The organism is Quadrisphaera sp. KR29 (genome assembly GCF_052644995.1).
Genome location: NZ_JBQXXG010000005.1, coordinates 166,479 through 188,481, shown reverse-complemented (window position 1 = coordinate 188,481; position 22,003 = coordinate 166,479). Strand labels below are relative to the sequence as shown.

Below are 22,003 nucleotides of genomic sequence, written 5' to 3'. Positions count from 1 at the left end.
GCCGGCCAGCCCCGAGGACGGTCACCATGGCCCCCACGCGCGACGCCTCCCGAGCCCTGCAGCGCTTCTCCGCGCAGCCCGCGGCGCAGGGCCTGTACGACCCCGCCGCCGAGAAGGACGCCTGCGGCGTGGCCTTCGTGGCGGACCTGCGCTCCGGTGCCACCCACCAGGTGGTCGAGCAGGCCCTGACGGCGCTGCGCAACCTCGACCACCGCGGCGCCGTGGGCGCTGAGGTCGACAGCGGTGACGGGGCCGGCATCCTCCTGCAGGTCCCCGACGCCTTCCTGCGCGCCGTCTGGGCCGAGCAGGCGGCCCCGGGCGGCGTGGAGCTGCCGCCCGCGGGCCAGTACGCGGTCGGCCTGGGCTTCCTGCCCGACGACGACGGCGAGGAGGCCATCGCCAAGGCCGAGATCGCCGCCACCGCCGCCGAGGAGGGCCTGCGCGTGGTCGGCTGGCGCGAGGTGCCGGTGACCGCCTCCCTCGTGGGCCAGACCGCCCGCTCCTGCATGCCCCGCTTCCGCCACCTGGTCGTGGCCGGCGCCGGCGCGAAGCAGGGCGTGTCCGGGCTCGAGCTCGACCGGCTCGCCTTCGTGCTGCGCAAGCGCGCCGAGCGCGAGCTCGACGTGTACTTCGCCTCCCTGAGCAGCCGCACCCTGGTCTACAAGGGCATGCTCACCACCGGGCAGCTCGAGCCGTTCTTCCCCGACCTGTCCGACCGGCGCCTGGCCACCCAGCTGGCCATCGTGCACTCGCGCTTCTCCACCAACACCTTCCCCAGCTGGCCGCTGGCCCACCCGTTCCGCTACATCGCCCACAACGGCGAGATCAACACGGTGCGCGGCAACCGCAACTGGATGCGGGCCCGCGAGAGCCAGCTGGCGACCCCCCTCATCGAGGGCGACCTGTCGCGCCTGTTCCCGGTGTGCACGCCCGGCGCCAGCGACTCGGCCTCGTTCGACGAGGTGCTCGAGCTGCTGCACCTGACGGGGCGCTCGCTGCCCCACGCCGTCCTCATGATGATCCCGGAGGCGTGGGAGAACCACGCCCAGATGGACGAGGCCCGGCGCGCCTTCTACGCCTTCCACGCCAGCTTCATGGAGCCGTGGGACGGTCCGGCCGCCGTGACCTTCACCGACGGCCGCCTCATCGGCGCCGTGCTCGACCGCAACGGCCTGCGCCCCTCGCGGTACTGGGTCACCGACGACGGGCTGGTCGTGCTGGCCAGCGAGGTCGGCGTGCTCGACATCGCCCCCGAGCGCGTGGTGAGCAAGGGCCGCCTGCAGCCGGGCCGCATGCTCCTGATCGACGTCGGCACCGCCGAGGAGCCGGGCCGGATCATCCCCGACGAGGAGGTCAAGGGCCAGCTCGCCGCCGAGCACCCCTACGCCGAGTGGCTGCGCGAGGGGCTGGTGCAGCTGGAGGACCTGCCCGAGCGCGAGCACGTCCTGCACACGCACGCCTCCGTCACCCGCCGCCAGCAGGCGTTCGGCTACACCGAGGAGGAGCTGCGCCTCATCCTCGCGCCGATGGCCGCCACCGGCGCGGAGCCCGTGGGCTCGATGGGCACGGACACGCCGATCGCGGTGCTCTCCGAGCGCCCGCGGCTGCTCTTCGACTACTTCACCCAGCTCTTCGCGCAGGTGACCAACCCGCCGCTGGACGCCATCCGCGAGGAGGTCGTCACCAGCCTCGGCGTGGAGATGGGCCCGGAGTCCAACGCCCTGGACGCCACCCCCGCGCACTGCCGCCAGCTGCGCCTGCCCTTCCCGGTGATCGACAACGACGAGCTCGCCAAGATCACGCACATGGAGGCCGACGGCGACCAGCCGGGCTTCGCCACCCACCGCGTGCGCGGGCTGTACCGCGTGGCCGGGGGCGGGGAGGAGCTGGAGCGCCGCCTGCGCGAGATCTGCGCGGAGGTCTCCGAGGCCATCGCCGCGGGCGCGCGGTTCGTGCTGCTGTCCGACCGCGACTCCGACGCCGTCTGGGCGCCGATCCCGTCGCTGCTGCTGACCAGCGCCGTGCACCACCACCTCATCCGCGAGAAGACCCGCACCCAGGTCGGCCTCGTGGTCGAGGCCGGTGACGTGCGCGAGGTGCACCACGTCGCGCTGCTCATCGGCTACGGCGCTGCGTGCATCAACCCCTACCTGGCCATGGAGTCCGTGGAGGACCTGTGCCGCCACGGGCTGCTGGAGGGCTCCGACCCCCAGCAGGCGGTGCGCAAGCTCATCTACGCCCTCGGCAAGGGCGTGCTCAAGGTGATGTCCAAGATGGGCATCTCCACCGTCGCCTCCTACCGCGGCGCCCAGGTCTTCGAGGCCATCGGCCTGAGCCAGGAGCTGGTCGACCGCTGGTTCACCGGCACCACCACCCAGCTGGGCGGGGTCGGCATCGACGTGGTCGCCGCCGAGGTGGCCGCCCGCCACGCCCGCGCCTACCCGGTCGAGGGCGCCGCCCCGGCGCACCGCCGCCTGGACGTGGGCGGGGAGTACCAGTGGAAGCGCGAGGGCGAGCCGCACCTGTTCGACCCCGAGACGGTCTTCCGCCTGCAGCACGCCACCCGCGCGCGCCGCTACGACGTCTTCCGCCAGTACACCTCCCGCGTCGACGACCAGGCCGAGCGCCTCATGACGCTGCGGGGGCTGTTCTCCTTCAAGGACGCCGCCGCGACCGGCCGCCAGCCGGTGCCGCTGGAGGAGGTCGAGCCGGTCAGCGAGATCGTCAAGCGCTTCTCCACCGGGGCGATGAGCTACGGCTCCATCTCCGCCGAGGCGCACGAGACCCTCGCCGTCGCCATGAACCGGCTCGGCGCCAAGTCGAACACCGGCGAGGGCGGCGAGGACGTCGAGCGCCTGCTCGACCCCGAGCGCCGCAGCGCGATCAAGCAGATCGCCTCGGGCCGGTTCGGCGTCACCAGCGCCTACCTCACCCACGCCACCGACCTGCAGATCAAGATGGCGCAGGGCGCCAAGCCGGGCGAGGGCGGGCAGCTGCCCGGCCCGAAGGTCTACCCGAACATCGCGAAGACCCGCCACGCGACGCCCGGCGTCGGGCTGATCTCCCCGCCGCCGCACCACGACATCTACTCCATCGAGGACCTCGCCCAGCTGATCCACGACCTCAAGAACGCCAACCCCGCGGCGCGCGTGCACACCAAGCTCGTCTCCGAGGTCGGCGTCGGCACGGTCGCGGCGGGCGTGGCGAAGGCCCACTCCGACGTCGTCCTCATCTCCGGGCACGACGGAGGGACCGGCGCGGCGCCGCTGACCTCCCTCAAGCACGCCGGTGCCCCCTGGGAGCTCGGGCTGGCCGAGACGCAGCAGACGCTGCTCCTCAACGGCCTGCGCGACAGGGTCAGCGTGCAGGTCGACGGCCAGCTGAAGACCGGCCGCGACGTCGTCGTGGCGGCGCTGCTGGGCGCTGAGGAGTTCGGCTTCTCCACCGCCCCCCTCGTGGTCAGCGGCTGCATCATGATGCGCGTCTGCCAGCTGGACACCTGCCCGGTCGGGGTGGCCACGCAGAACCCCGTGCTGCGCGAGCGCTTCACCGGGAAGCCGGAGTTCGTGGTCACCTTCTTCGAGTACCTGGCCGAGGAGGTGCGCGAGCACCTCGCGGCGCTGGGCTTCCGCAGCCTGGACGAGGCCGTCGGCCAGGTCGGCTCCCTGGACGTGCGCCGCGCGGTGGACCACTGGAAGGCCTCCGGCCTGGACCTGACCCCGGTGCTGGCCGACGTGGAGGTGGCCGACGGCGCCGCGCGCCGCCAGACGTCCGCGCAGGACCACGGCCTGGAGAAGGCGCTGGACCACCAGCTCATCGCCGCCAGCCGCGCGGTCCTCGACGGAGGGCTCGACGCCGTGCGGGAGGGGGAGCGCGTCAGCGCGACCTTCGCCATCCGCAACGTCAACCGCACCGTCGGCACGATGCTCGGCCACGAGGTCACCAAGCGGTTCGGACCCGACGGGGCCCCCGACGGCGCCATCGACCTCACCCTCGTCGGCTCGGCGGGCCAGTCCTTCGGCGCCTTCCTGCCCGCGGGGGTCACCCTGCGCCTGGTCGGCGACGCCAACGACTACGTCGCCAAGGGCCTGTCCGGCGGCCGGGTGGTGGTGCGCCCGCACGAGGGCGCGCCCTTCGCCGGCCCCGGCGCCGTGGACAACGTCATCGCCGGCAACACCGTCGGCTACGGGGCCACGTCGGGGGAGGTCTTCCTGTCCGGCCGGGTGGGCGAGCGGTTCGCCGTGCGCAACTCCGGCGCCACCATCGTGGTGGAGGGCACCGGCGACCACGCCTGCGAGTACATGACCGGCGGCGTCGTCCTCGTCCTGGGCGAGACCGGGCGCAACGTCGGTGCGGGCATGTCCGGCGGCACCGCCTACGTGCTCGACCTGGCCGCCGAGAAGCTCAACGCCGCCGCCGTGCGCAGCGGCGAGCTGACCTCCCGCCCGCTGGCGGAGGGCACCGACGCCGAGCGCGCCCTGGTGGCCCGGCTGCTGGCCCGCCACGCCGAGGAGACCGGCTCCGCCGTCGCCTCCTCCCTGCTGGAGGGCGGCGAGCTCACCGGCGAGGCCCTGAGCCGGTTCACCGCGCTCGTCCCGCGCGACTACGCACGCGTCACCGCGCTGCGCGAGCGCGCCACCGCCGAGGGGAACGACCCCGACGGCGCCGACGTCTGGCAGCAGATCATGGAGGCCGTCCGTGGCTGACCCCCGAGGGTTCCTCACCACCCCCGTCCGCGAGAACGCCCCGCGCCGCCCCGTGCCGGTGCGCATCCGGGACTGGCGGGAGGTCTACGAGCCCGTCGACCAGGCCGTGCTGAGCCGGCAGGCGGGCCGCTGCATGGACTGCGGCATCCCCTTCTGCCACAACGGCTGCCCGCTGGGCAACCTCATCCCGGAGTGGAACGACCTCACCCGCCGCGGGGACTTCCGCGAGGCGATCGAGCAGCTGCACGCCACCAACAACTTCCCGGAGTTCACCGGCAAGCTCTGCCCCGCCCCGTGCGAGGCGGCGTGCGTGCTGGGGATCAACCAGGACCCGGTGACCATCAAGCTGGTCGAGGAGTCGATCATCGAGCGCGCCTGGGACGAGGGCTGGGTGCAGCCCCTGCCGCCCGAGCGCCTCACCGGCAAGACCGTGGCCGTCATCGGCTCCGGGCCGGCGGGCCTGGCGGCGGCCCAGCAGCTCACCCGCGCCGGCCACACCGTGGCCGTGTACGAGCGCGACGACGCCCTGGGCGGGCTCATGCGCTACGGCGTGCCCGAGTACAAGATGGAGAAGCGCCACATCGACCGGCGCATCCAGCAGATGGAGGCGGAGGGCACCCGCTTCCGCACCGGCGTGGACGTGGGCGGTGACGTCGACGCCGCCCGCCTGGCCGACCGGTACGACGCGGTGGTCATGGCCGTCGGGGCCCTGCGGCCGCGTGAGCTCGACGTCCCGGGCCGCCACCTGCGCGGGGTGCTGCAGGCGATGGAGTTCCTGCCGCAGGGCAACAAGCTGGCCCTGGGCCAGCCCGTGCCCGCCTCCGTGCCGGAGGAGAAGCGCCTCACGGCCGAGGGCAAGGACGTCGTCATCATCGGCGCGGGTGACACCGGTGCCGACTGCCTGGGCACCGTGCTGCGGCAGAACCCGCGCTCGGTGACGCAGCTGGCCATCGGCCCGACGCCGCCGCCGGACCGCACCGGCAACCAGCCGTGGCCGACCTACCCGCTGGTGTTCCGCACCTCCTCCGCGCACGAGGAGGGCGGCGAGCGCGTCTACACCGCCTCCACCACCGAGCTGGTCGACGACGGCGAGGGCGGCGTGGCCGGGCTGCGCATGGTCGAGGTGGTGCGCCACCCCGACCGGACGTACACGGTGGTCGAGGGCTCCGAGCGGGAGCTGCCCGCGCAGCTGGTGCTGCTGGCGCTGGGCTTCTCCGGCGTCGAGCAGATGCCGATGGTGGAGCAGCTGGGCCTGGAGGTCGGCGCCGACGGCGCGCTGGTGCGCGACGCCGGCTGGCAGTCCTCGCGCCCGGGCACCTTCGTGGTCGGCGACGCCGGCCGGGGGGCCAGCCTCATCGTCTGGGCGATCGCCGAGGGCCGCGCCTGCGCGGCTGCCGTCGACGAGTTCCTCACCGGCCGTCCCAGCACGCTGCCGGCCCCCGTGACCCCGTCGGCGCGTCCGCTGGCGGTCTGAGGCCCGCTCACCGGTGAACGGCGTGTGAACGCTCACACGCGCAGCGCTGCGCCGGGCCGCGCCGGGCGCCCCCGGGGTCGGGGGCGACCTGCGCGGGCCTAGGGTTGGGTCCATGCGCCGCGCGAAGATCGTCTGCACGCTGGGGCCTGCCCTCGACACCCCGGAGCGGATGGCAGCCGTCATCGAGGCCGGGATGGACGTGGCCCGCCTCAACATGTCCCACGGGGACCAGAGCGACCACCTGCGTCGCTACGACCTGGTCCGGAAGGCCAGCGACGCCTCCGGCCACGCCGTCGCGATCCTGGCCGACCTGCAAGGGCCCAAGATCCGCCTCGGCCGCTTCACCGACGGGCCGCACCTGCTGGCCGTCGGTGACAGCTTCACCATCACCACCGAGGACGTGCCGGGCACCAAGGAGATCTGCTCGACCACCTACAAGGGCCTCGCCGGTGACGTGGCCCCGGGCGACCCGCTGCTCATCGACGACGGCCGCGTCGGCCTCGAGGTGACCGCCGTCGACGGCCCGCGCGTGCACACGAAGGTGGTCGTGCCGGGCCCGGTCTCCAACAACAAGGGCATCAACCTGCCCGGCGTGGCCGTGAGCGTGCCGGCGCTGTCGGAGAAGGACGCCGAGGACCTGCGCTGGGCCCTGAAGACGGGCGTCGACTTCATCGCCCTGTCCTTCGTGCGCTCCGGCGCCGACATCGACGACGTCCACGCGATCATGGACGAGGTGGGCGTGCGCCGCCCCGTCATCGCCAAGGTCGAGAAGCCCCAGGCCGTGGACGACCTCGAGGGCATCGTCGCCGCCTTCGACGGCGTCATGGTGGCCCGCGGCGACCTCGGCGTGGAGCTTCCGCTGGAGCAGGTGCCGATCGTGCAGAAGCGCGCGGTGGAGCTGTGCCGGCGCAACGCCAAGCCGGTGATCGTGGCCACCCAGATGCTGGAGTCGATGATCAGCGCCCCGCGCCCCACCCGCGCGGAGGCCAGTGACGTCGCGAACGCCGTCCTGGACGGCGCCGACGCGCTGATGCTGTCCGGCGAGACCAGCGTCGGTGAGTTCGCCATCGAGACGGTGCAGACGATGGCGCGGATCATCGCGAACACCGAGAAGGAGGCGCTCGACAGGATCCGCCCCCTCGGCACCACGCCCCACACCCAGGGCGGCGCCGTCACCTGGGCGGCCCGGGCGATCGCCGAGAACATCGGCGCCAGCCAGCTGGTCACCTTCACCGTCTCCGGCGACTCCGCGCGCCGCATGGCGCGCCTTCGCTCCCCGATCCCGGCGCTGGCGTTCACCCCCGACGCCGCCACGCGCAACCAGCTGGCCCTGACGTGGGGCACCGAGCCGTTCCTGGTGCCCTTCGTCGACACCACCGACGACATGGTCGCCCAGGTCGACCAGGCGCTGCTCGACATCAACCGCGTCGAGAACGGCTCCACCGTGGTCATCGTGGCCGGCTCCCTGCCGGGCAAGGTCGGCTCGACCAACGCGATCCGCGTGCACCGCGTCGGAGACGCCAAGAACCAGTAGGACGACGACGGCGAGGGGCCGGGTCGGGCGCAGCGCTGCTGCGCCGGGCCCGGCCCCACGCGGTCCCGCCCGTCCTCGCCCGGGGAGGGGTCAACTCTTGGGGCCGACGTGCTCGTCGAGGACCGCCACCGACGCCCTGCGGGCCACGGCAACCGTGTCGCGGCGAGGGTGCGTGTGAGCGAGCCCGAGCCGGTCGAGGGCCGCGCAGCAGATGCCGATGATGTCGGTCGAGGTGTTGCTGAACAGGTAGCGCGGGTAGCCCTCGTACCGCTGCCCGTTCGCGCCGACGGCCCAGTTCTGGACGCGGCAGCCGTCGCTGTGGAACAGGCCCCGCAGCAGCCGTCCGGGGTGCTCCTCGACGATCGCCTGCTGCCAGGGCTCGAGCGCGATGGCGCGCTCGTGCTTGCGCCCCGGCCCGTGCTGCGGGAACAAGCACGTCCAGTGGTGCCAGGACGCGCAGATGGCGCTGCAGCCCTTCATCCGTCGGCGCCAGACCTTCGTCCCGGGCTTGACCGTCGTGATGGACGCCTCGACCTCGTCGCTCAGAGCCGGGTACCGGTCGTCGTTCTAGATGGTGAGCAGCCGAGGCGCGCCGCGTGCCAGGGCGATGTGCCCGTCACCGAGGTACCAGCCCAGGAGGTGTGCGTAGGCCGCCTCGTCGACACGACCGCTCTCGCACCGGGGGCAAGCGGCTGAGCCCGTCCGGCCGGGAGCCTCGACCAGGTCCTCCCGGCGGATGCGCCGACGCCAGCGCCGGATGGTGTTGACGCAGATGCCGAGCTGGTGGGCGACCTGCGCGTCGGTGAGGCCGGCCTCGCGCAGGCGGGCCGCCTCCTGGAGCACGGGCCAGGGGGTCGGTGCGGGCACGTGGTGATCGAACACGCGACCACCGACAGCGCTCGAGCCTCTGGGTGCCGGGTGCGGGACTCGAACCCGCACGCCCTTTCGGGCAGAGACTTTTGAGATCCCAGTGTCTGCCTGTTCCACCAACCCGGCGGTGAGGGATGACCATCGTCATGACCTCACCCCACGACCACTAAAGTACCGGTCGTGAGCGAGCAGGGTACCCAGGCGGAGCCGGGCGCAGGGCCGCGCCGGCGCGTCGTCGTCGCGGAGGACGAGGCGATCATCCGCCTCGACGTCGTCGAGATCCTCCGCGAGGCGGGCTACGACGTCGTCGGCGAGGCCGGCGACGGCGAGAGCGCCGTCCGCCTCGTCGAGGAGCTGCAGCCGGACCTGGTGGTCATGGACGTCAAGATGCCCGTCATGGACGGCATCAGCGCCGCCGAGCGCATCGGCAAGGCGCGGCTGGCGCCCGTCGTCCTGCTGACGGCCTTCTCCCAGCGCGAGCTGGTCGACAGGGCCCGCGACGCGGGCGCCATGGCCTACGTCGTCAAGCCCTTCACCTCCGCGGACCTGCTGCCCGCCGTCGAGATCGCCGTCTCCCGCTTCCAGGAGATCGCCGACCTCGAGGAGGAGGTCGCCGACCTGTCCGAGCGCTTCGAGACCCGCAAGCGCGTGGAGCGGGCCAAGGGCCTGCTCATGACGCGCATGGGCCTGTCCGAGCCGGAGGCGTTCCGCTGGATCCAGAAGACCTCGATGGACCGCCGCCTCACCATGCGCGAGGTGGCCGACGCGGTGCTGAGCCAGGTCACCAGCTGAGCGCGCACGACGCGCGGTGACGGGCGGTCACCGAGGGTGCGGGAGATGACTCCTGCCGCCCTCGGGGGCCGCCCGCAGCCGCGTCTAGGTCACGGATGCACAACAACCGAGGTCAGGCCCTCCGCGCGGGTGCGCACGGCGCTTACGGTCACCTGACCCGCGCGGCGCCGCACGTGAGCGCCGCACCCCCGAGAGGACCTCCATGATCCGATCCCTGCGCGGAGCCGGCGCGATCGCCGTGCTCGGTGTCGCCTCCCTCACCCTGGCCGCCTGCAGCGGCGGCAGCAGCGAGCCCGAGGCATCTGCCACGTCGGCCGACACGAGCGCCAGCCCCTCCGCCTCGGTCTCGCAGGCCGCCGTCGAGGAGGGTGACGGCACCCTCACCATCGGCACCCTGCTCCCGCAGACGGGCTCGCTGGCCTTCCTCGGCCCGCCGGAGTTCGCCGGCGTGCAGCTGGCCCTCAACGACATCAACGCCGCCGGCGGGTACAACGGCAAGGACGTCGTCTACAACCAGACCGACTCCGGCGACACCACCACCGACATCGCCTCCCAGTCGGTGCAGCGCCTCCTCGCCGCCAACACCGACGCCATCATCGGTGCGGCCTCCTCGGGCGTGTCCTTCACCGTCATCGACGCCATCACCGGCGCCGGCGTGACGCAGATCAGCCCGGCCAACACCTCCCCGGACTTCACCACCTACAACGACCGCGGCCTGTACTGGCGCACCGCGCCCTCCGACGTGCTCCAGGGCCGCGTCATGGGCGACCTGCTCCTGCAGGACGGCCACCTCGACGTCGCGACCATCACGCTGGACGACCCGTACGGCTCGGGCCTGCAGTCCAACATCCAGCAGGCGCTGGAGGCCGGTGGCGGCCAGATCGTCACCAACCAGGTGTTCAACCCGGACGCGGCCACCTTCGACGCCGTCGCCTCCGAGGTCGCCTCCGCGAGCCCCGAGGCCATCGTGGTCATCGCCTTCGAGCAGACGACCCAGATCATCCAGGCGCTGCAGACGCAGAACATCGGCCCGAACGCGGTGCCGACGTACTTCGTCGACGGCAACCTGTCCAACTACGCGGAGGACTTCCCGCCCGGCACGCTCGAGGGCGTCAAGGGCACCCTGCCCGGTGCCGCCACCAGCGACGACTTCCGCTCGCGCCTGCTCGAGGTCGACCCGTCGCTGACCGACTTCAGCTACTCGCCGGAGTCCTACGACGCGACCGTCCTGGTCGCGCTGGCCGCGCAGGCCGCGAAGAACGACAGCGGCACCGCGATCGCCTCGCAGCTGCAGGCGGTCTCCGAGGGCGGCACCAAGTGCACCGCCTACCAGGAGTGCCTGGACCTGCTGAACGCCGGCACGGACATCGACTACGACGGCTTCTCCGGCCCGATCGAGTTCAACGCCCAGGGCGACCCGACCCAGGCGACGATCGGCATCTACCAGTACGGCAACGACAACACCTACACCAACGTGGACTACATCGCCGGCTCCCTGTGAGCCGCTGACCCGCGCGCCGAGGGCGCCGCTCCCACCCGGGGGCGGCGCCCTCGGTGCGTCTGCGGGTGCGCACCCGCCGCCTCGTGGGCGCAGGGTGGCCCCGGTCCCGTGGGAGTGGACCAGGGCCACCCCGCGCCCACGCGCAGGAGCCCCTGGCGCCCGCCCAGGACGCACGAGGACGACGACAGGGGGCGCCACCCGGCCGGGTGGCGCCCCCTGTCGCAGCGGTCGGGCGGGCTCAGTTCTTGGCGAGCGTGCCCAGGTAGAGCTCGATGACCTTCGGGTCGGTCGCGAGGTCGCGGCCGGTGCCCGTGTAGGCGTTGCGGCCCTGGTCCAGCACGTAGGCGCGGTCGCAGATCTGCAGGCAGCGCGCGGCGTTCTGCTCGACCATCACCACGGAGGTGCCGGTCTTGTTGATCTGCCGCGTGCGCAGGAAGACCTCGTCCTGCATGGCGGGGGACAGGCCCGCGCTGGGCTCGTCGAGCAGCAGCACGGAGGGGTCCATCATGAGCGCCCGGCCCATGGCGACCATCTGGCGCTCACCGCCCGACAGCGACCCGGCGCGCTGGGCCCTGCGGGCGCCGAGCGCGGGGAAGAGGTCGGTCACCACGTCGAAGCGCTCCTTGAAGCGCGACGGCGCCTGGTAGCAGCCCATCTGCAGGTTCTCCTCGATGGTCAGCGAGGGGAACACGTTGTTGTTCTGCGGCACGAAGCCCACGCCCTGGCGCACGAGGCGGTCGGCGCGCAGGCCGGTGATCTCTTCGCCCTTGAGCCTGACGCTGCCCGAGCGGATCTTCACCAGGCCGAAGAGGGCCTTGAGGAAGGTCGACTTGCCGGCGCCGTTGGGGCCGATGATGCCGACCAGTTCGCCCTCGTGGCAGTACAGGTCGGTGCCGTTGAGGATGTTGACGCCGGGGAAGTAGCCGGCCACGAGCTCGTCGGCGCGCAGCACCGCGCCCTCGGCGGCGCCGACGTGCGCCGACCTGTCCTCGATGGTGGTCGAGCTGGCGTGCGCGCCGCTCATGCCTGGTGCCTGCCCTTCGCGTCGTCGCCGTCGTGGCGTGCCCGGCCGTGCTGGTCGTGCTGCTCGTGGTGCTCGGCGGCGATCTCCGCCTCGACCTCGGCCTCCACCTGGGCCTCCAGGCGCGCCGCGGCGTCGTCGTCGGCCAGGGACACGTCGTGGTGGCCGCCGAGGTAGGCCTCGATGACCGCCGGGTCGGCCATCACCGAGTCCGGCGGGCCCTCCGCGACGACCTTGCCCTGGGCCATGACGACCACCCAGTCGGCGATGTCGCGGACCATGTCCATGTCGTGCTCGACGAAGAGCACGGTCATGCCCTGCTCGCGCAGGTCCTTGACGTGCCCGAGCAGGGACTGCGTGAGCGCTGGGTTCACGCCGGCCATCGGCTCGTCGAGCATGACGACCTGCGGGTCGCTCATGAGCGCGCGGGCCATCTCGAGCAGCTTGCGCTGGCCGCCGGAGAGGCTGCCGGCGAAGTCGGCGGCCTTGGCGTCGAGCTTGAAGCGGCCCAGCAGCTCCATGGCGCGCTCGGTGTTGGCCTTCTCCTGGCTGCGCCAGAAGCCGGCGAAGGCCGCGCGCAGCAGGCTCTCGCCCTTCTGGCCGGAGGCGCCCAGCAGCATGTTCTGCAGCACCGTCAGGCGCGAGAGCGCCTTGGTGAGCTGGAAGGTGCGGACCATGCCCCGGCGGGCGACCTTGTGGGCGGGCACGCGGGCCAGGTCCGTGCCGTCGAAGGACCACTGCCCCTCGTCGGGCCTGTCGAAGCCGGTGAGGAGGTTGAAGAACGTCGTCTTGCCTGCGCCGTTGGGGCCGATGAGCGCCGTGATGGCGCCGCGCTGGACCTCGACGTGCTCGACGTCGACGGCGGCCAGGCCGCCGAAGCGGCGCACGACGCCGTCGGCGATGATCACCGGGTCGGGCTTCTTGGCGCCCGGCACGCGGGGGACGTCGGCCAGCGCGCGGGTCGCGGCCTCCTTGCGGGTGCCCTGCTGGTCGACCGCTGCGGTCGCAGGGGCCGTGGTGTCACCGGCCATCGAGAGCCAGCTCCCTCCGGTCGCCGAAGATGCCTTGCGGCCTGTAGATCATGAGAAGCATGAGCGCGAGCCCCACCAGCATGAACCTGACCTGGCCGACCTGCGTGGTGGTCATGAGCCCGGTGGGGATCCAGCCCGCGCCGATCGCCCCGCGCAGCAGGCCGTCGGTGAGGGAGAGCACCACCCAGAAGATCGCCGCTCCGACCACGGGCCCGAGCACGCGGGCGGCGCCGCCGAGCAGCAGCACGGTGTAGGTGAAGAAGGTGAACGCCGTCGCGTAGTTGTCGGGCTGGACGGCGGCGCGGCCCAGGGAGAAGACGAAGCCGGCCAGCGTGCCGACCAGGCCGCCGAGCACCAGGGCCTGCATCTTGTAGGCGTAGACGTTCTTGCCGAGCGCGCGCACGGCGTCCTCGTCCTCGCGGATGCCCTTGAGCACGCGGCCCCAGGGGCTGCGCATGATCGCCCAGGTGGCCAGGGCCACCAGGGCCACCAGCACCCAGCCGACGAGCAGGATCCAGGTGTTGCGCTCGTTGTAGGTCCACGGCCCGAAGCCGTAGCGACCCTGCGGGAACGGGTTCAGCGCGTAGAAGCCCTCGGCGAAGCCGGTCAGGCCGTTGGAGCCGCCGGTGTAGGCCCCCAGGGAGTTCGAGCGCGCCAGCAGGCGCACCACCTCCGAGGCCGCGATGGTGGCGATGGCCAGGTAGTCCGCCCGCAGCCGCAGGGTGGGGATGCCGAGCAGCAGCGCGAACAGCACCGAGGCCACCAGGCCCACGACGATCCCGACGCCGAAGGGCAGCCCGGCGACGCTGACCATGGTGGCGATGCCGTAGGAGCCGATGGCCACGAAGGCGGCCTGGCCGAAGTTCAGCAGGCCCGCGTAGCCGAACTGGATGTTCAGGCCCAGGGCGGCCAGCGCGTAGATGACGGTGTCGAGGCCGATCGCGGCGGCGAGGGCGTTGTTGAGGATCGATGCGATGTCCATGGCCGGCGCCTCTCAGCCGATCCGCTGGGCGCGGCCGAGGATGCCCTGGGGCCGCACGAGCAGGATGAGGATCAGGATGACGAGGGCTCCGAGGTTCTGGAGCTCCGTCGGGATGACGAGGGTGGAGACCTCCACGAACAGGCCCACGACGAGGGAGCCGAGCACCGCGCCGAACGCCGTGCCCAGGCCGCCCAGGGTGACGGCGGCGAAGACGAGCAGCAGGATCTGGAAGCCCATCTGGAAGCTGATGCCCTGCTGCAGGCCCAGCACGACGCCGGAGAGCCCCGCGAGCGCGGACCCGACGATCCACACGGTGCGGATGACCCTGTCGACGTCGATGCCGGAGGCCGAGGCCAGCGCCGGGTTGTCCGCGACGGCGCGGGTGGCCTTGCCCAGGCGGGTCTTGACCAGCGCGAGCGCGACGACGACGAGGACGACGACGGACAGGCCCATCGTCCACAGGTCCAGCGGGCGCAGGAGCACCCCCGGGAGCACCTGGACGCCGGCCTGGCCCGCGTAGCCGGGGAAGGTGCGCACCCCGCCCTGGAAGACGTAGAGGTAGGTGTACCGCAGGAACAGCGACAGGCCGATCGAGACGATCATCATGGCGATCAGGCCGGTGCCGCGCCGCCGCAGCGGCTGCCACAGCACCCTGTCGTTGAGGTAGCCGAAGACGGCGCAGGTCACCAGGCCCAGGGCGGCTGCGAGCAGGAACGGCAGGCCGGCGATCGCGGTGTAGAAGTACGTGGTCAGCGCCCCGAGGGTGATGAGCTCGGAGTGCGCGAAGTTGGTCAGGCCCGTGGTGCCGAAGATCAGCGACAGGCCGATCGCGCCCAGGGCGATGACCAGGCCGAAGCGCAGGCCGGTGGCGACGCGCTGCAGCACCTGGCCCGCGGAGACGCCGCTGGCGGCGGTGTCGGTGCCGGGCTCGGACAGGCGGAAGGCGACGGTGCGGCCCAGGCCCTCGGTCACGGTGGTGGCGATGGTGTCGCTGCGGGGCTCCAGGCCGTCGGCCTCGGCGGGCAGGGAGTCGGTGTCCAGGCGGACGTCGTAGGCGCCGGCCGACGGGGCCGCCAGCTGGGCGGTGCCCGAGGCGTCGGTCTCGGCGGTGGCGACCTGCGCGCCGTCCTGGAGCAGCTCGACCGTGGCACCGGGGACGTCGTCGCCGTCACCGGTGCGCACGCGCACGTTGATGGACAGCCCGCCGGCCGCACCCTCGGCGGCGCTGGCGGACGGCGAGGCGGCGGCCGCGGCGGCGGGCGCCGCGCCGGCGGCGCCGACCACGAGCGCCGCGACCAGGGCTGCCACGGCGAGCGCGAGGCCCAGGACCACCTGGGCTGCTCGGCGGGGTGTTCTCCGCACGGCGCGGACCTCCATGGGTGTTGCGTCGGGGGGCCGCGCACCTCGTCGTCTGCGGGCTCAGCCTGTTGTCAGGGGGCGGGTGAGCATAACCAGCGCCGGGACCGCTGCGGGCGTGCGTGACCTGGCTGTGATGTTGCAGGCGGCCCGGCGGAGGGCCTGACGGGTGGCCGCGGTGACCGCCCGCAGGCCCCCGGCGACCCGCCGGCCCGGTGAGCGGGCGTGACCGGCGGCGCCACGGCCCGGGTCGCGGGGCTACCCTCCCGCGGGGGACGCCACCACGGGCGCGAGCAGGAGGTGCGGTGCTGACGAGGAGCTGCGCGGTGCGCCGCGCCGACCCGGCCGACCCCGCGGACCTGGCGCTGCTGCGCGAGGCCGTCGCCGCCGCCCCCGGCGGCGCCGCGGTGCCCGCCCAGCGCGAGCCGCTCGGCGCCGCCCCGGCCTCCGGCGACGTCGTCGCGGCGCTGCTGGCGCACCCCGACGTCGAGGTGCTCGTGGCGCTCCCGCCCGACGGCGCCGGCTCCGGGGTGGTCGGCCTGGCGGTGCTGCGGCGCGGCCAGGTGGTGCTGCCCGCGCCCGCCGTCGTCGTCCACCTGGAGCAGCTGTGGGTCGACCCGGCCTGGCGCCGCCGCGGGGTCGGGCACCAGCTGCTCGCCGCCGTGGCGGCCTGCGCCGAGGCCGCCGGCGCCGAGGAGGTCTGCGCGACGGCCACCGGCGGCCAGCGCGACGTGCAGCGCTTCCTGGCCCGGCTGGGGTTCGGCCGTCCGCTCGTGGTGCGCTCGGCGCCGCTGCCGGTGCTGCGCTCGCGCCTGGCCGCGGCGGGGGCGGCCGTCACCGGCAGGCGCGACCGGCGCCGCGCCGCCCTCGACGAGCTGCTGGCCCGCCGCCGGCGCCAGCTCGACCGCGCCCCCGGCTGACCGCCGCGCCCCCGGCTGACCGCCCCGGTGCGGCGCTGCGCCGCCGGCTCAGCGCGGCGGTGCGTCGCGCAGCTGGCAGGTGATCCGCGACGTGCACACCCGCCGGCCCGCCTCGTCGCTGACCACCACCTCGAAGCTGGCGGTCGTGCGGCCGACGTGCAGGGGCTCGGTGCGCCCGGTGACGGTGCCGGCGCGGACGGCGCGGTGGTGGGTGGCGTTGACGTCGACGCCCACGGCCACCCGCCCCGGGCCGGCCGCCAGCGCCGCCGCCACCGACCCGAGGGTCTCGGCGAGCACCACCGAGGCCCCGCCGTGCAGCAGGCCGTAGGGCTGGGTGTTGCCCTCCACGGGCATGGTCCCGCTGGGCCGGGCGGGGTCGGTGAGGTCCAGGCGGATGCCCATGCGCTCGATGAGGGTGCCCGCGGTGCTCAGCACCGCGTTCCCCTCCAGGTGCTCCGGGACGCCGGTCAGGAAGTCGGACACCCCGCCTAGGCTGGCAGACGTGACGACGACGAGCAGCGCCACCAGCGACGACGCGGTGCTGGAGGGACCCCGCCCGCGCCTGCTCCTGGTCGACGGGCACTCCCTGGCCTACCGAGCCTTCTTCGCCCTGCCGGCGGAGAACTTCTCCACCTCCACCGGCCAGGTGACCAACGCGGTCTACGGCTTCACCTCGATGCTCATCAACCTGCTGCGCGACGAGGCGCCCACCCACGTCGGGGTGGCCTTCGACGTGTCCAAGCGCACCTTCCGCACCGAGGAGTACCCGGAGTACAAGGCGGGCCGCTCCTCGGCGCCCGCGGAGTTCGCCGGCCAGGTGGACCTGGTGAAGGAGGTGCTGGCCGCCCTGCGCATCCCGGTCATCACCAAGGAGGGCTACGAGGCCGACGACGTCATCGCCACCCTCACCGGGGCCGCGCGCGCCCAGGGCGCCGACGTGCTCGTGGTCACCGGGGACCGCGACGCCTTCCAGCTGGTCGACGAGGGCACCACGGTGCTCTACCCCCGCAAGGGCGTCTCCGACCTCGCGCGCATGACCCCGGAGGCGGTGGAGGAGAAGTACGGCGTGCGCCCCGAGCGCTACGGCGACCTCGCCGCGCTGGTGGGGGAGAGCAGCGACAACCTGCCCGGCGTGCCGGGGGTCGGCCCCAAGACCGCCGCGAAGTGGCTGACCGCCCACGGCGACCTGCAGGGACTGGTGGCCGGCGTCGGCGCGCTGACCGGCAAGGCCGGCCAGTCGCTGCGCGACCACCTCGACCAGGTGCTGCGCAACAAGCGGCTCAACGCGCCCGTGCGCGACCTGGAGCTGCCCGTGGTCGTCGACGACCTCGCCGTGCGCCCCTGGGACCGCGAGGAGGTCCACCGGGTCTTCGACGGGCTGGAGTTCCGCGTCCTGCGCGACCGCCTCTTCGCGACGCTGTCCGCCGACGAGCCCGAGGTCGACGGCGGTTTCGCGGTCAGCGCCGAGCGGCCCGCCGGCGACGACGCCGCCGCGTGGCTGGCCGCGCACGCCGCCCCCGGAGGTGCCGCGTCCGGCGTGGCGGTCCTGGGCCGCTGGAGCGGCGGCTCCGGGGACGCCTGGGGCGTCGCCGTCGCCGGCGCCGACGGGGCCACCGCCTGGTTCGACCTGCGCGAGCTCTCACCGCAGGCCGAGGCCGCCCTGGCCGCGTGGCTGGCCGACCCCAGCGCCCCGAAGGTGCTGCACGACGCCAAGCCCGCCCTGCACGCCCTGGCCGAGCGCGGGACCCCGCTGGCGGGCCTGGCCGACGACACCGCGCTGGCCGCCTACCTGTGCCAGCCCGACCAGCGCAGCTACGACCTGGCCGACCTGGCCGTGCGGTTCCTGCAGCGCGAGCTGCGGGTCGACGAGGCCGCCTCCGCCCCCCGGGAGGAGCAGGGCGTGCTCGAGCTCGACGGCGACGCCTCCGGACCCGACGAGGGGCAGCTCGCGTGCGTGCGGGCCGCCGCCGCGCTGGAGCTGTCGGCGGTGCTGGCCGGGCAGGTGGAGCAGCGCGGCGGGACGGCGCTGCTGCGCGACCTCGAGCTGCCGCTGGTGCCGCTGCTGGCGCAGATGGAGTCCGACGGCATCGCCGTCGACGTCACGGCCCTGGAGCGCCTCGAGGGCGAGTTCGCCGAGGTCGTCGCCGACGCCGCCGAGGAGGCCTACGCGGCCATCGGCGGGCAGAAGATCAACCTGGGCTCGCCCAAGCAGCTGCAGGTGGTGCTGTTCGACCAGCTCGGCATGCCCAAGACCAAGCGCACCAAGACCGGGTACACCACCGACGCCGAGGCGCTGGCCGACCTCAACGTCCGCCAGCCGCACCCCTTCCTGGACCACCTGCTGCGCCACCGCGACGCCTCCCGGCTGCGCCAGACCGTGGAGGGGCTGCTGAAGTCCGTCGCCGACGACGGGCGGATCCACACGACGTTCCAGCAGACGATCGCCGCGACCGGGCGGCTGTCCTCCACCGACCCGAACCTGCAGAACATCCCGATCCGCACCGCCGAGGGCCGCCGCATCCGCGAGGCGTTCGTCGTCGGCAGGGACGCGGAGGTCCTGCTGACGGCCGACTACAGCCAGATCGAGATGCGGATCATGGCGCACCTGTCCGGTGACGCCGGGCTCATCGAGGCGTTCCGCTCCGGGGAGGACCTGCACCGCTTCGTCGGCGCCCGCGTCTTCGGGGTGGAGCCCGCCGACGTCACCGGCGAGATGCGCGCCAAGATCAAGGCGATGTCCTACGGCCTCGCGTACGGGCTGTCGGCGTTCGGCCTCTCCCGCCAGCTCACCATCCCCGTCGACGAGGCGCGCGGTCTCATGGACGACTACTTCGCCAGGTTCGGCGGCGTGCGCGACTACCTGCGCGGCGTGGTGGAGGAGGCCAGGGCGACGGGCTTCACCGAGACCGTTCTGGGCCGGCGCCGCTACCTGCCCGACCTCACCAGCGACAACCGCCAGCGGCGCGAGATCGCCGAGAGGATGGCGCTGAACGCGCCGATCCAGGGGTCGGCGGCCGACGTCATCAAGCTCGCCATGCTCGGGGTGGAGCGCGCCCTGCGCGAGCAGGGCCTGCGCTCGCGGCTGCTGCTGCAGGTCCACGACGAGCTCGTGGTCGACGTCGCCGCGGGGGAGCGGGAGGCGGTCGAGGCGCTGCTGCGCGAGCAGATGGGCGCCCGCGTGCAGGAGCGCACCCAGCTGTCGGTGCCGCTGGACGTCTCCGTGGGGGCCGGCGCCTCGTGGCACGAGGCCGGCCACTGACGCTCCCGGCAGCGCGGGCAGCGGGTCAGCGCTCGAGGCGCTCGCAGACGAAGACGGCGGTGCCCGGCAGGTGGGCGCCGCGCAGCGCGCTCCACCCGCCCCACGTCGGCTGCTCGGGTCGGGTCCACTCCGGCTCGACCAGGTCGAGCAGGCCGAAGCCGGCGCCGCGCAGCAGGCGCACCCAGTCGCCCAGCGTGCGGTGGTGCTCGGCGTACAGCAGGGCGCCGTCGTCGTCGCGCTCGACGTAGGGGGCCCTGTCGAAGTAGGAGCGCTCGGCCACCAGGCCGCGCGGCCCGGGGTCGTCGGGGAAGGCCCAGCGCACCGGGTGGCTGACCGAGAAGGTCCAGCGGCCGCCCGGGGCGAGCACCCGGTGCACCTCGGCGAGGACGCCGGCGGCGTCGGCGGTGAAGGGCAGCGCGCCGTAGGCGGAGAAGGCGACCCGGGCGCACCCGCCGGCCAGGGGGATCGCGCCGGCGTCGGCCTGGAGCACCGGGACGGCGGTGCCGGTGCTGGCGTCCAGGGCGCGGCTGCGGGCCAGCATGCCGGCGGACAGGTCCACGCCCACGGCGCGCGCGCCGCGCCGGGCTGCCCAGCGCGAGCCCTGGCCCGCGCCGCACCCGACCTCCAGCACCACGGCGCCCGCCAGGGCGGCGGGGTCGCCGAGCAGCTGCGCCTCGTCCTCGGTGAGCCCCTCGGGGCCCCAGACCAGGACGTCGGTGCCCAGGGTGTCGCCGTGCTCCTCCAGGTAGCTGCCCGAGGCGCCGTCCCAGTGGCTGCGGCTGGCGCGCACGCTCTCGGCGGCGCCGGCGGGGCCGTAGCCCGCGCTGGAAAGGGATCCGGTCACTGCAGTAGTCTCTCTGCTGGGTGTGTCGTGCGCTGTCGGAGGTCCTGCGGGTCAGGGCCGAGGACGGCGGCGCCGGCCGCTGCGGTGCTGAGGCTGTGGAATCCCGGAGCTCCTCCCGTGGTGATCGTGCGCGTGGCGCATCCGATCAACCGTCCACCCCTCACTCCCTGTCCGCATCGGAGCCCATCCCTTCATGACCGCCACCCTCCCGACGTCGAGCGCTCCCCAGGTCGCCGTCAACGACATCGGCAGCGCCGAGGAGCTCCTCGCCGCGATCGACTCGACGATCAAGTACTTCAACGACGGCGACATCGTCTCCGGCACCATCGTCAAGGTCGACCGCGACGAGGTCCTGCTCGACATCGGCTACAAGACCGAGGGCGTCATCCCCTCGCGCGAGCTGTCCATCAAGCACGACGTCGACCCCAGCGAGGTCGTCGGCGTCGGTGACGAGGTCGAGGCCCTCGTCCTCCAGAAGGAGGACAAGGAGGGTCGTCTGATCCTGTCCAAGAAGCGGGCTCAGTACGAGCGCGCCTGGGGCACGATCGAGAAGCTCAAGGACGAGGACGGCGTCGTCACCGGCACCGTCATCGAGGTCGTCAAGGGCGGCCTCATCCTCGACATCGGCCTGCGCGGCTTCCTGCCCGCCTCCCTGGTCGAGATGCGCCGCGTGCGCGACCTGGCCCCCTACGTCGGCCAGCAGCTCGAGGCGAAGATCATCGAGCTCGACAAGAACCGCAACAACGTGGTCCTGTCGCGCCGCGCCTGGCTGGAGGAGACCCAGTCGGCCGTCCGCCAGAACTTCCTGCAGACCCTGCAGCGCGGCCAGGTCCGCCCGGGCGTCGTGTCCTCGATCGTCAACTTCGGCGCCTTCGTCGACCTCGGCGGCGTGGACGGCCTGGTGCACGTCTCGGAGCTGTCCTGGAAGCACATCGACCACCCCTCCGAGGTGGTCGAGGTCGGCCAGGAGGTCAAGGTCGAGGTCCTCGACGTCGACATGGACCGCGAGCGCGTCTCCCTGTCGCTGAAGGCGACCCAGGAGGACCCGTGGCAGCAGTTCGCCCGCACCCACGCCATCGGGCAGGTCGTGCCGGGCAAGGTCACCAAGCTCGTCCCGTTCGGTGCGTTCGTGCGCGTCGAGGAGGGCATCGAGGGCCTGGTGCACATCTCCGAGCTGGCCGAGCGCCACGTGGAGCTGCCGGAGCAGGTCGTCAACGTCGGTGACGACATCTTCGTCAAGGTCATCGACATCGACCTCGAGCGCCGCCGCATCTCGCTGTCGCTGAAGCAGGCCAACCAGGGCGTGGACCTGGAGTCCGAGGACTTCGACCCGTCGCTGTACGGCATGGCCGCGGAGTACGACGAGGCGGGGAACTACAAGTACCCCGAGGGCTTCGACCCCGAGACCAACGACTGGCTCGAGGGCTTCGAGCGCCAGCGCGAGGAGTGGGAGCGGCAGTACGCCGAGGCCCACGCGCGCTGGGAGGCCCACCGCAAGCAGGTCTCCGACGCGCGCGAGCGCGACGCCGAGGCCGCGACCTCCGGCGAGTCGGCCCCGACGAGCTACTCCAGCTCCGCTCCGGCCGAGTCGACCAGCTCGAGCCGCTCCAGCGGCCCCGCGGCGGAGGGCACCCTGGCCTCCGACGAGGCGCTGGCGGCCTTGCGCGAGAAGCTCACCGGCGGCTGATGCGCCGCTGAGCGCTCCGCTCGCTG

Annotated in this window: 16 protein-coding genes and 1 tRNA gene; 8 read left to right on the top strand and 9 right to left on the bottom strand. The window is 73.4% G+C overall.

The features are described from left to right. The first annotated feature begins 26 nt into the window (after nucleotides 1–26). The 3 genes from gltB to pyk all read left to right on the top strand — a co-directional run bounded on the left by gltB (nucleotide 27) and on the right by pyk (nucleotide 7,714). Nucleotides 27–4,706: a glutamate synthase large subunit gene (gene gltB, locus ACUN9U_RS06615; RefSeq protein WP_445484130.1), complete on the top strand. Its 4,680-nt coding sequence runs from the start codon at nucleotides 27–29 to the stop codon at nucleotides 4,704–4,706. Then, the gene (locus ACUN9U_RS06610; RefSeq protein ID WP_445484129.1) at nucleotides 4,699–6,180 is read left to right on the top strand and encodes a glutamate synthase subunit beta; all 1,482 of its coding nucleotides are present in this window, start codon (nucleotides 4,699–4,701) and stop codon (nucleotides 6,178–6,180) included. Before gltB ends, ACUN9U_RS06610 begins: the two co-directional genes overlap by 8 nt. A 112-nt stretch (nucleotides 6,181–6,292) precedes the next feature. Continuing rightward, nucleotides 6,293–7,714 (top strand): pyruvate kinase, encoded by a 1,422-nt coding sequence (gene pyk, locus ACUN9U_RS06605; RefSeq protein WP_445484128.1) that lies wholly within the window; start codon nucleotides 6,293–6,295, stop codon nucleotides 7,712–7,714. Nucleotides 7,715–7,804: 90 nt separating this feature from the next. Here pyk and ACUN9U_RS06600 read toward each other — a convergent pair whose 3' ends face one another. The 3 genes from ACUN9U_RS06600 to ACUN9U_RS06590 all read right to left on the bottom strand — a co-directional run bounded on the left by ACUN9U_RS06600 (nucleotide 7,805) and on the right by ACUN9U_RS06590 (nucleotide 8,710). Then, complete coding sequence (locus ACUN9U_RS06600; protein ID WP_445484127.1) at nucleotides 7,805–8,146, bottom strand: hypothetical protein; 342 nt, start codon at nucleotides 8,144–8,146, stop codon at nucleotides 7,805–7,807. 135 nt (nucleotides 8,147–8,281) lie between these two features. Next, a complete protein-coding gene (locus tag ACUN9U_RS06595) occupies nucleotides 8,282–8,581 on the bottom strand; it encodes a helix-turn-helix domain-containing protein (protein WP_445484126.1) in 300 nt (99 codons plus the stop codon). 45 nt (nucleotides 8,582–8,626) lie between these two features. Next, nucleotides 8,627–8,710, bottom strand: a tRNA-Leu gene (locus ACUN9U_RS06590). A gap of 54 nt (nucleotides 8,711–8,764) precedes the next feature. Here ACUN9U_RS06590 and ACUN9U_RS06585 point away from each other — a divergent pair. Together ACUN9U_RS06585 and ACUN9U_RS06580 are read left to right on the top strand one after the other, a co-directional pair. Then, nucleotides 8,765–9,376, top strand: a complete 612-nt coding sequence (locus ACUN9U_RS06585) for an ANTAR domain-containing response regulator (protein WP_445484125.1) — start codon at nucleotides 8,765–8,767, stop codon at nucleotides 9,374–9,376. Between the two features lie 202 nt (nucleotides 9,377–9,578). Then, complete coding sequence (locus ACUN9U_RS06580) at nucleotides 9,579–10,877, top strand: ABC transporter substrate-binding protein (protein ID WP_445484124.1); 1,299 nt, start codon at nucleotides 9,579–9,581, stop codon at nucleotides 10,875–10,877. A 238-nt stretch (nucleotides 10,878–11,115) separates the two neighbouring features. On the opposite strand, the gene ACUN9U_RS06575 is transcribed toward ACUN9U_RS06580, so the two are convergent. Genes ACUN9U_RS06575 through ACUN9U_RS06560 form a run of 4 tightly spaced genes read right to left on the bottom strand, consistent with a single transcriptional unit; the run spans nucleotide 11,116 to nucleotide 15,243 of the window. Beyond that, nucleotides 11,116–11,901, bottom strand: coding sequence for an ABC transporter ATP-binding protein (locus ACUN9U_RS06575; RefSeq protein ID WP_445484123.1), 786 nt, complete (start codon nucleotides 11,899–11,901; stop codon nucleotides 11,116–11,118). Further along, nucleotides 11,898–12,929 (bottom strand): ABC transporter ATP-binding protein, encoded by a 1,032-nt coding sequence (locus tag ACUN9U_RS06570; RefSeq protein ID WP_445484122.1) that lies wholly within the window; start codon nucleotides 12,927–12,929, stop codon nucleotides 11,898–11,900. The genes ACUN9U_RS06575 and ACUN9U_RS06570 overlap by 4 nt, the downstream gene beginning before the upstream one ends. Beyond that, nucleotides 12,919–13,911 (bottom strand): branched-chain amino acid ABC transporter permease, encoded by a 993-nt coding sequence (locus ACUN9U_RS06565; protein ID WP_445484121.1) that lies wholly within the window; start codon nucleotides 13,909–13,911, stop codon nucleotides 12,919–12,921. The genes ACUN9U_RS06570 and ACUN9U_RS06565 overlap by 11 nt, the downstream gene beginning before the upstream one ends. Before the next feature lie 12 nt (nucleotides 13,912–13,923). Beyond that, nucleotides 13,924–15,243, bottom strand: coding sequence for a branched-chain amino acid ABC transporter permease (locus ACUN9U_RS06560; protein ID WP_445484120.1), 1,320 nt, complete (start codon nucleotides 15,241–15,243; stop codon nucleotides 13,924–13,926). Nucleotides 15,244–15,572: 329 nt separating this feature from the next. Here ACUN9U_RS06560 and ACUN9U_RS06555 point away from each other — a divergent pair, with 329 nt between their 5' ends. Then, entirely contained in the window at nucleotides 15,573–16,187 is a 615-nt protein-coding gene (locus ACUN9U_RS06555; protein ID WP_445484119.1) for a GNAT family N-acetyltransferase, read from the top strand. Between the two features lie 48 nt (nucleotides 16,188–16,235). Here the strand turns inward: ACUN9U_RS06555 and ACUN9U_RS06550 are convergent, their stop codons facing one another. Next, nucleotides 16,236–16,589, bottom strand: a complete 354-nt coding sequence (locus tag ACUN9U_RS06550; RefSeq protein WP_445484185.1) for a hotdog fold thioesterase — start codon at nucleotides 16,587–16,589, stop codon at nucleotides 16,236–16,238. Between the two features lie 91 nt (nucleotides 16,590–16,680). On the opposite strand from ACUN9U_RS06550, the gene polA reads away from it, so the two are divergent. Further along, nucleotides 16,681–19,446 (top strand): DNA polymerase I, encoded by a 2,766-nt coding sequence (gene polA, locus ACUN9U_RS06545; protein ID WP_445484184.1) that lies wholly within the window; start codon nucleotides 16,681–16,683, stop codon nucleotides 19,444–19,446. Nucleotides 19,447–19,471: 25 nt separating this feature from the next. On the opposite strand, the gene ACUN9U_RS06540 is transcribed toward polA, so the two are convergent. Continuing rightward, nucleotides 19,472–20,290 (bottom strand): class I SAM-dependent methyltransferase, encoded by an 819-nt coding sequence (locus ACUN9U_RS06540; protein ID WP_445484118.1) that lies wholly within the window; start codon nucleotides 20,288–20,290, stop codon nucleotides 19,472–19,474. Between the two features lie 193 nt (nucleotides 20,291–20,483). Here ACUN9U_RS06540 and rpsA point away from each other — a divergent pair, with 193 nt between their 5' ends. Continuing rightward, the gene (rpsA, locus tag ACUN9U_RS06535) at nucleotides 20,484–21,977 is read left to right on the top strand and encodes a 30S ribosomal protein S1 (RefSeq protein ID WP_445484117.1); all 1,494 of its coding nucleotides are present in this window, start codon (nucleotides 20,484–20,486) and stop codon (nucleotides 21,975–21,977) included. Nucleotides 21,978–22,003: the final 26 nt, after the last annotated feature.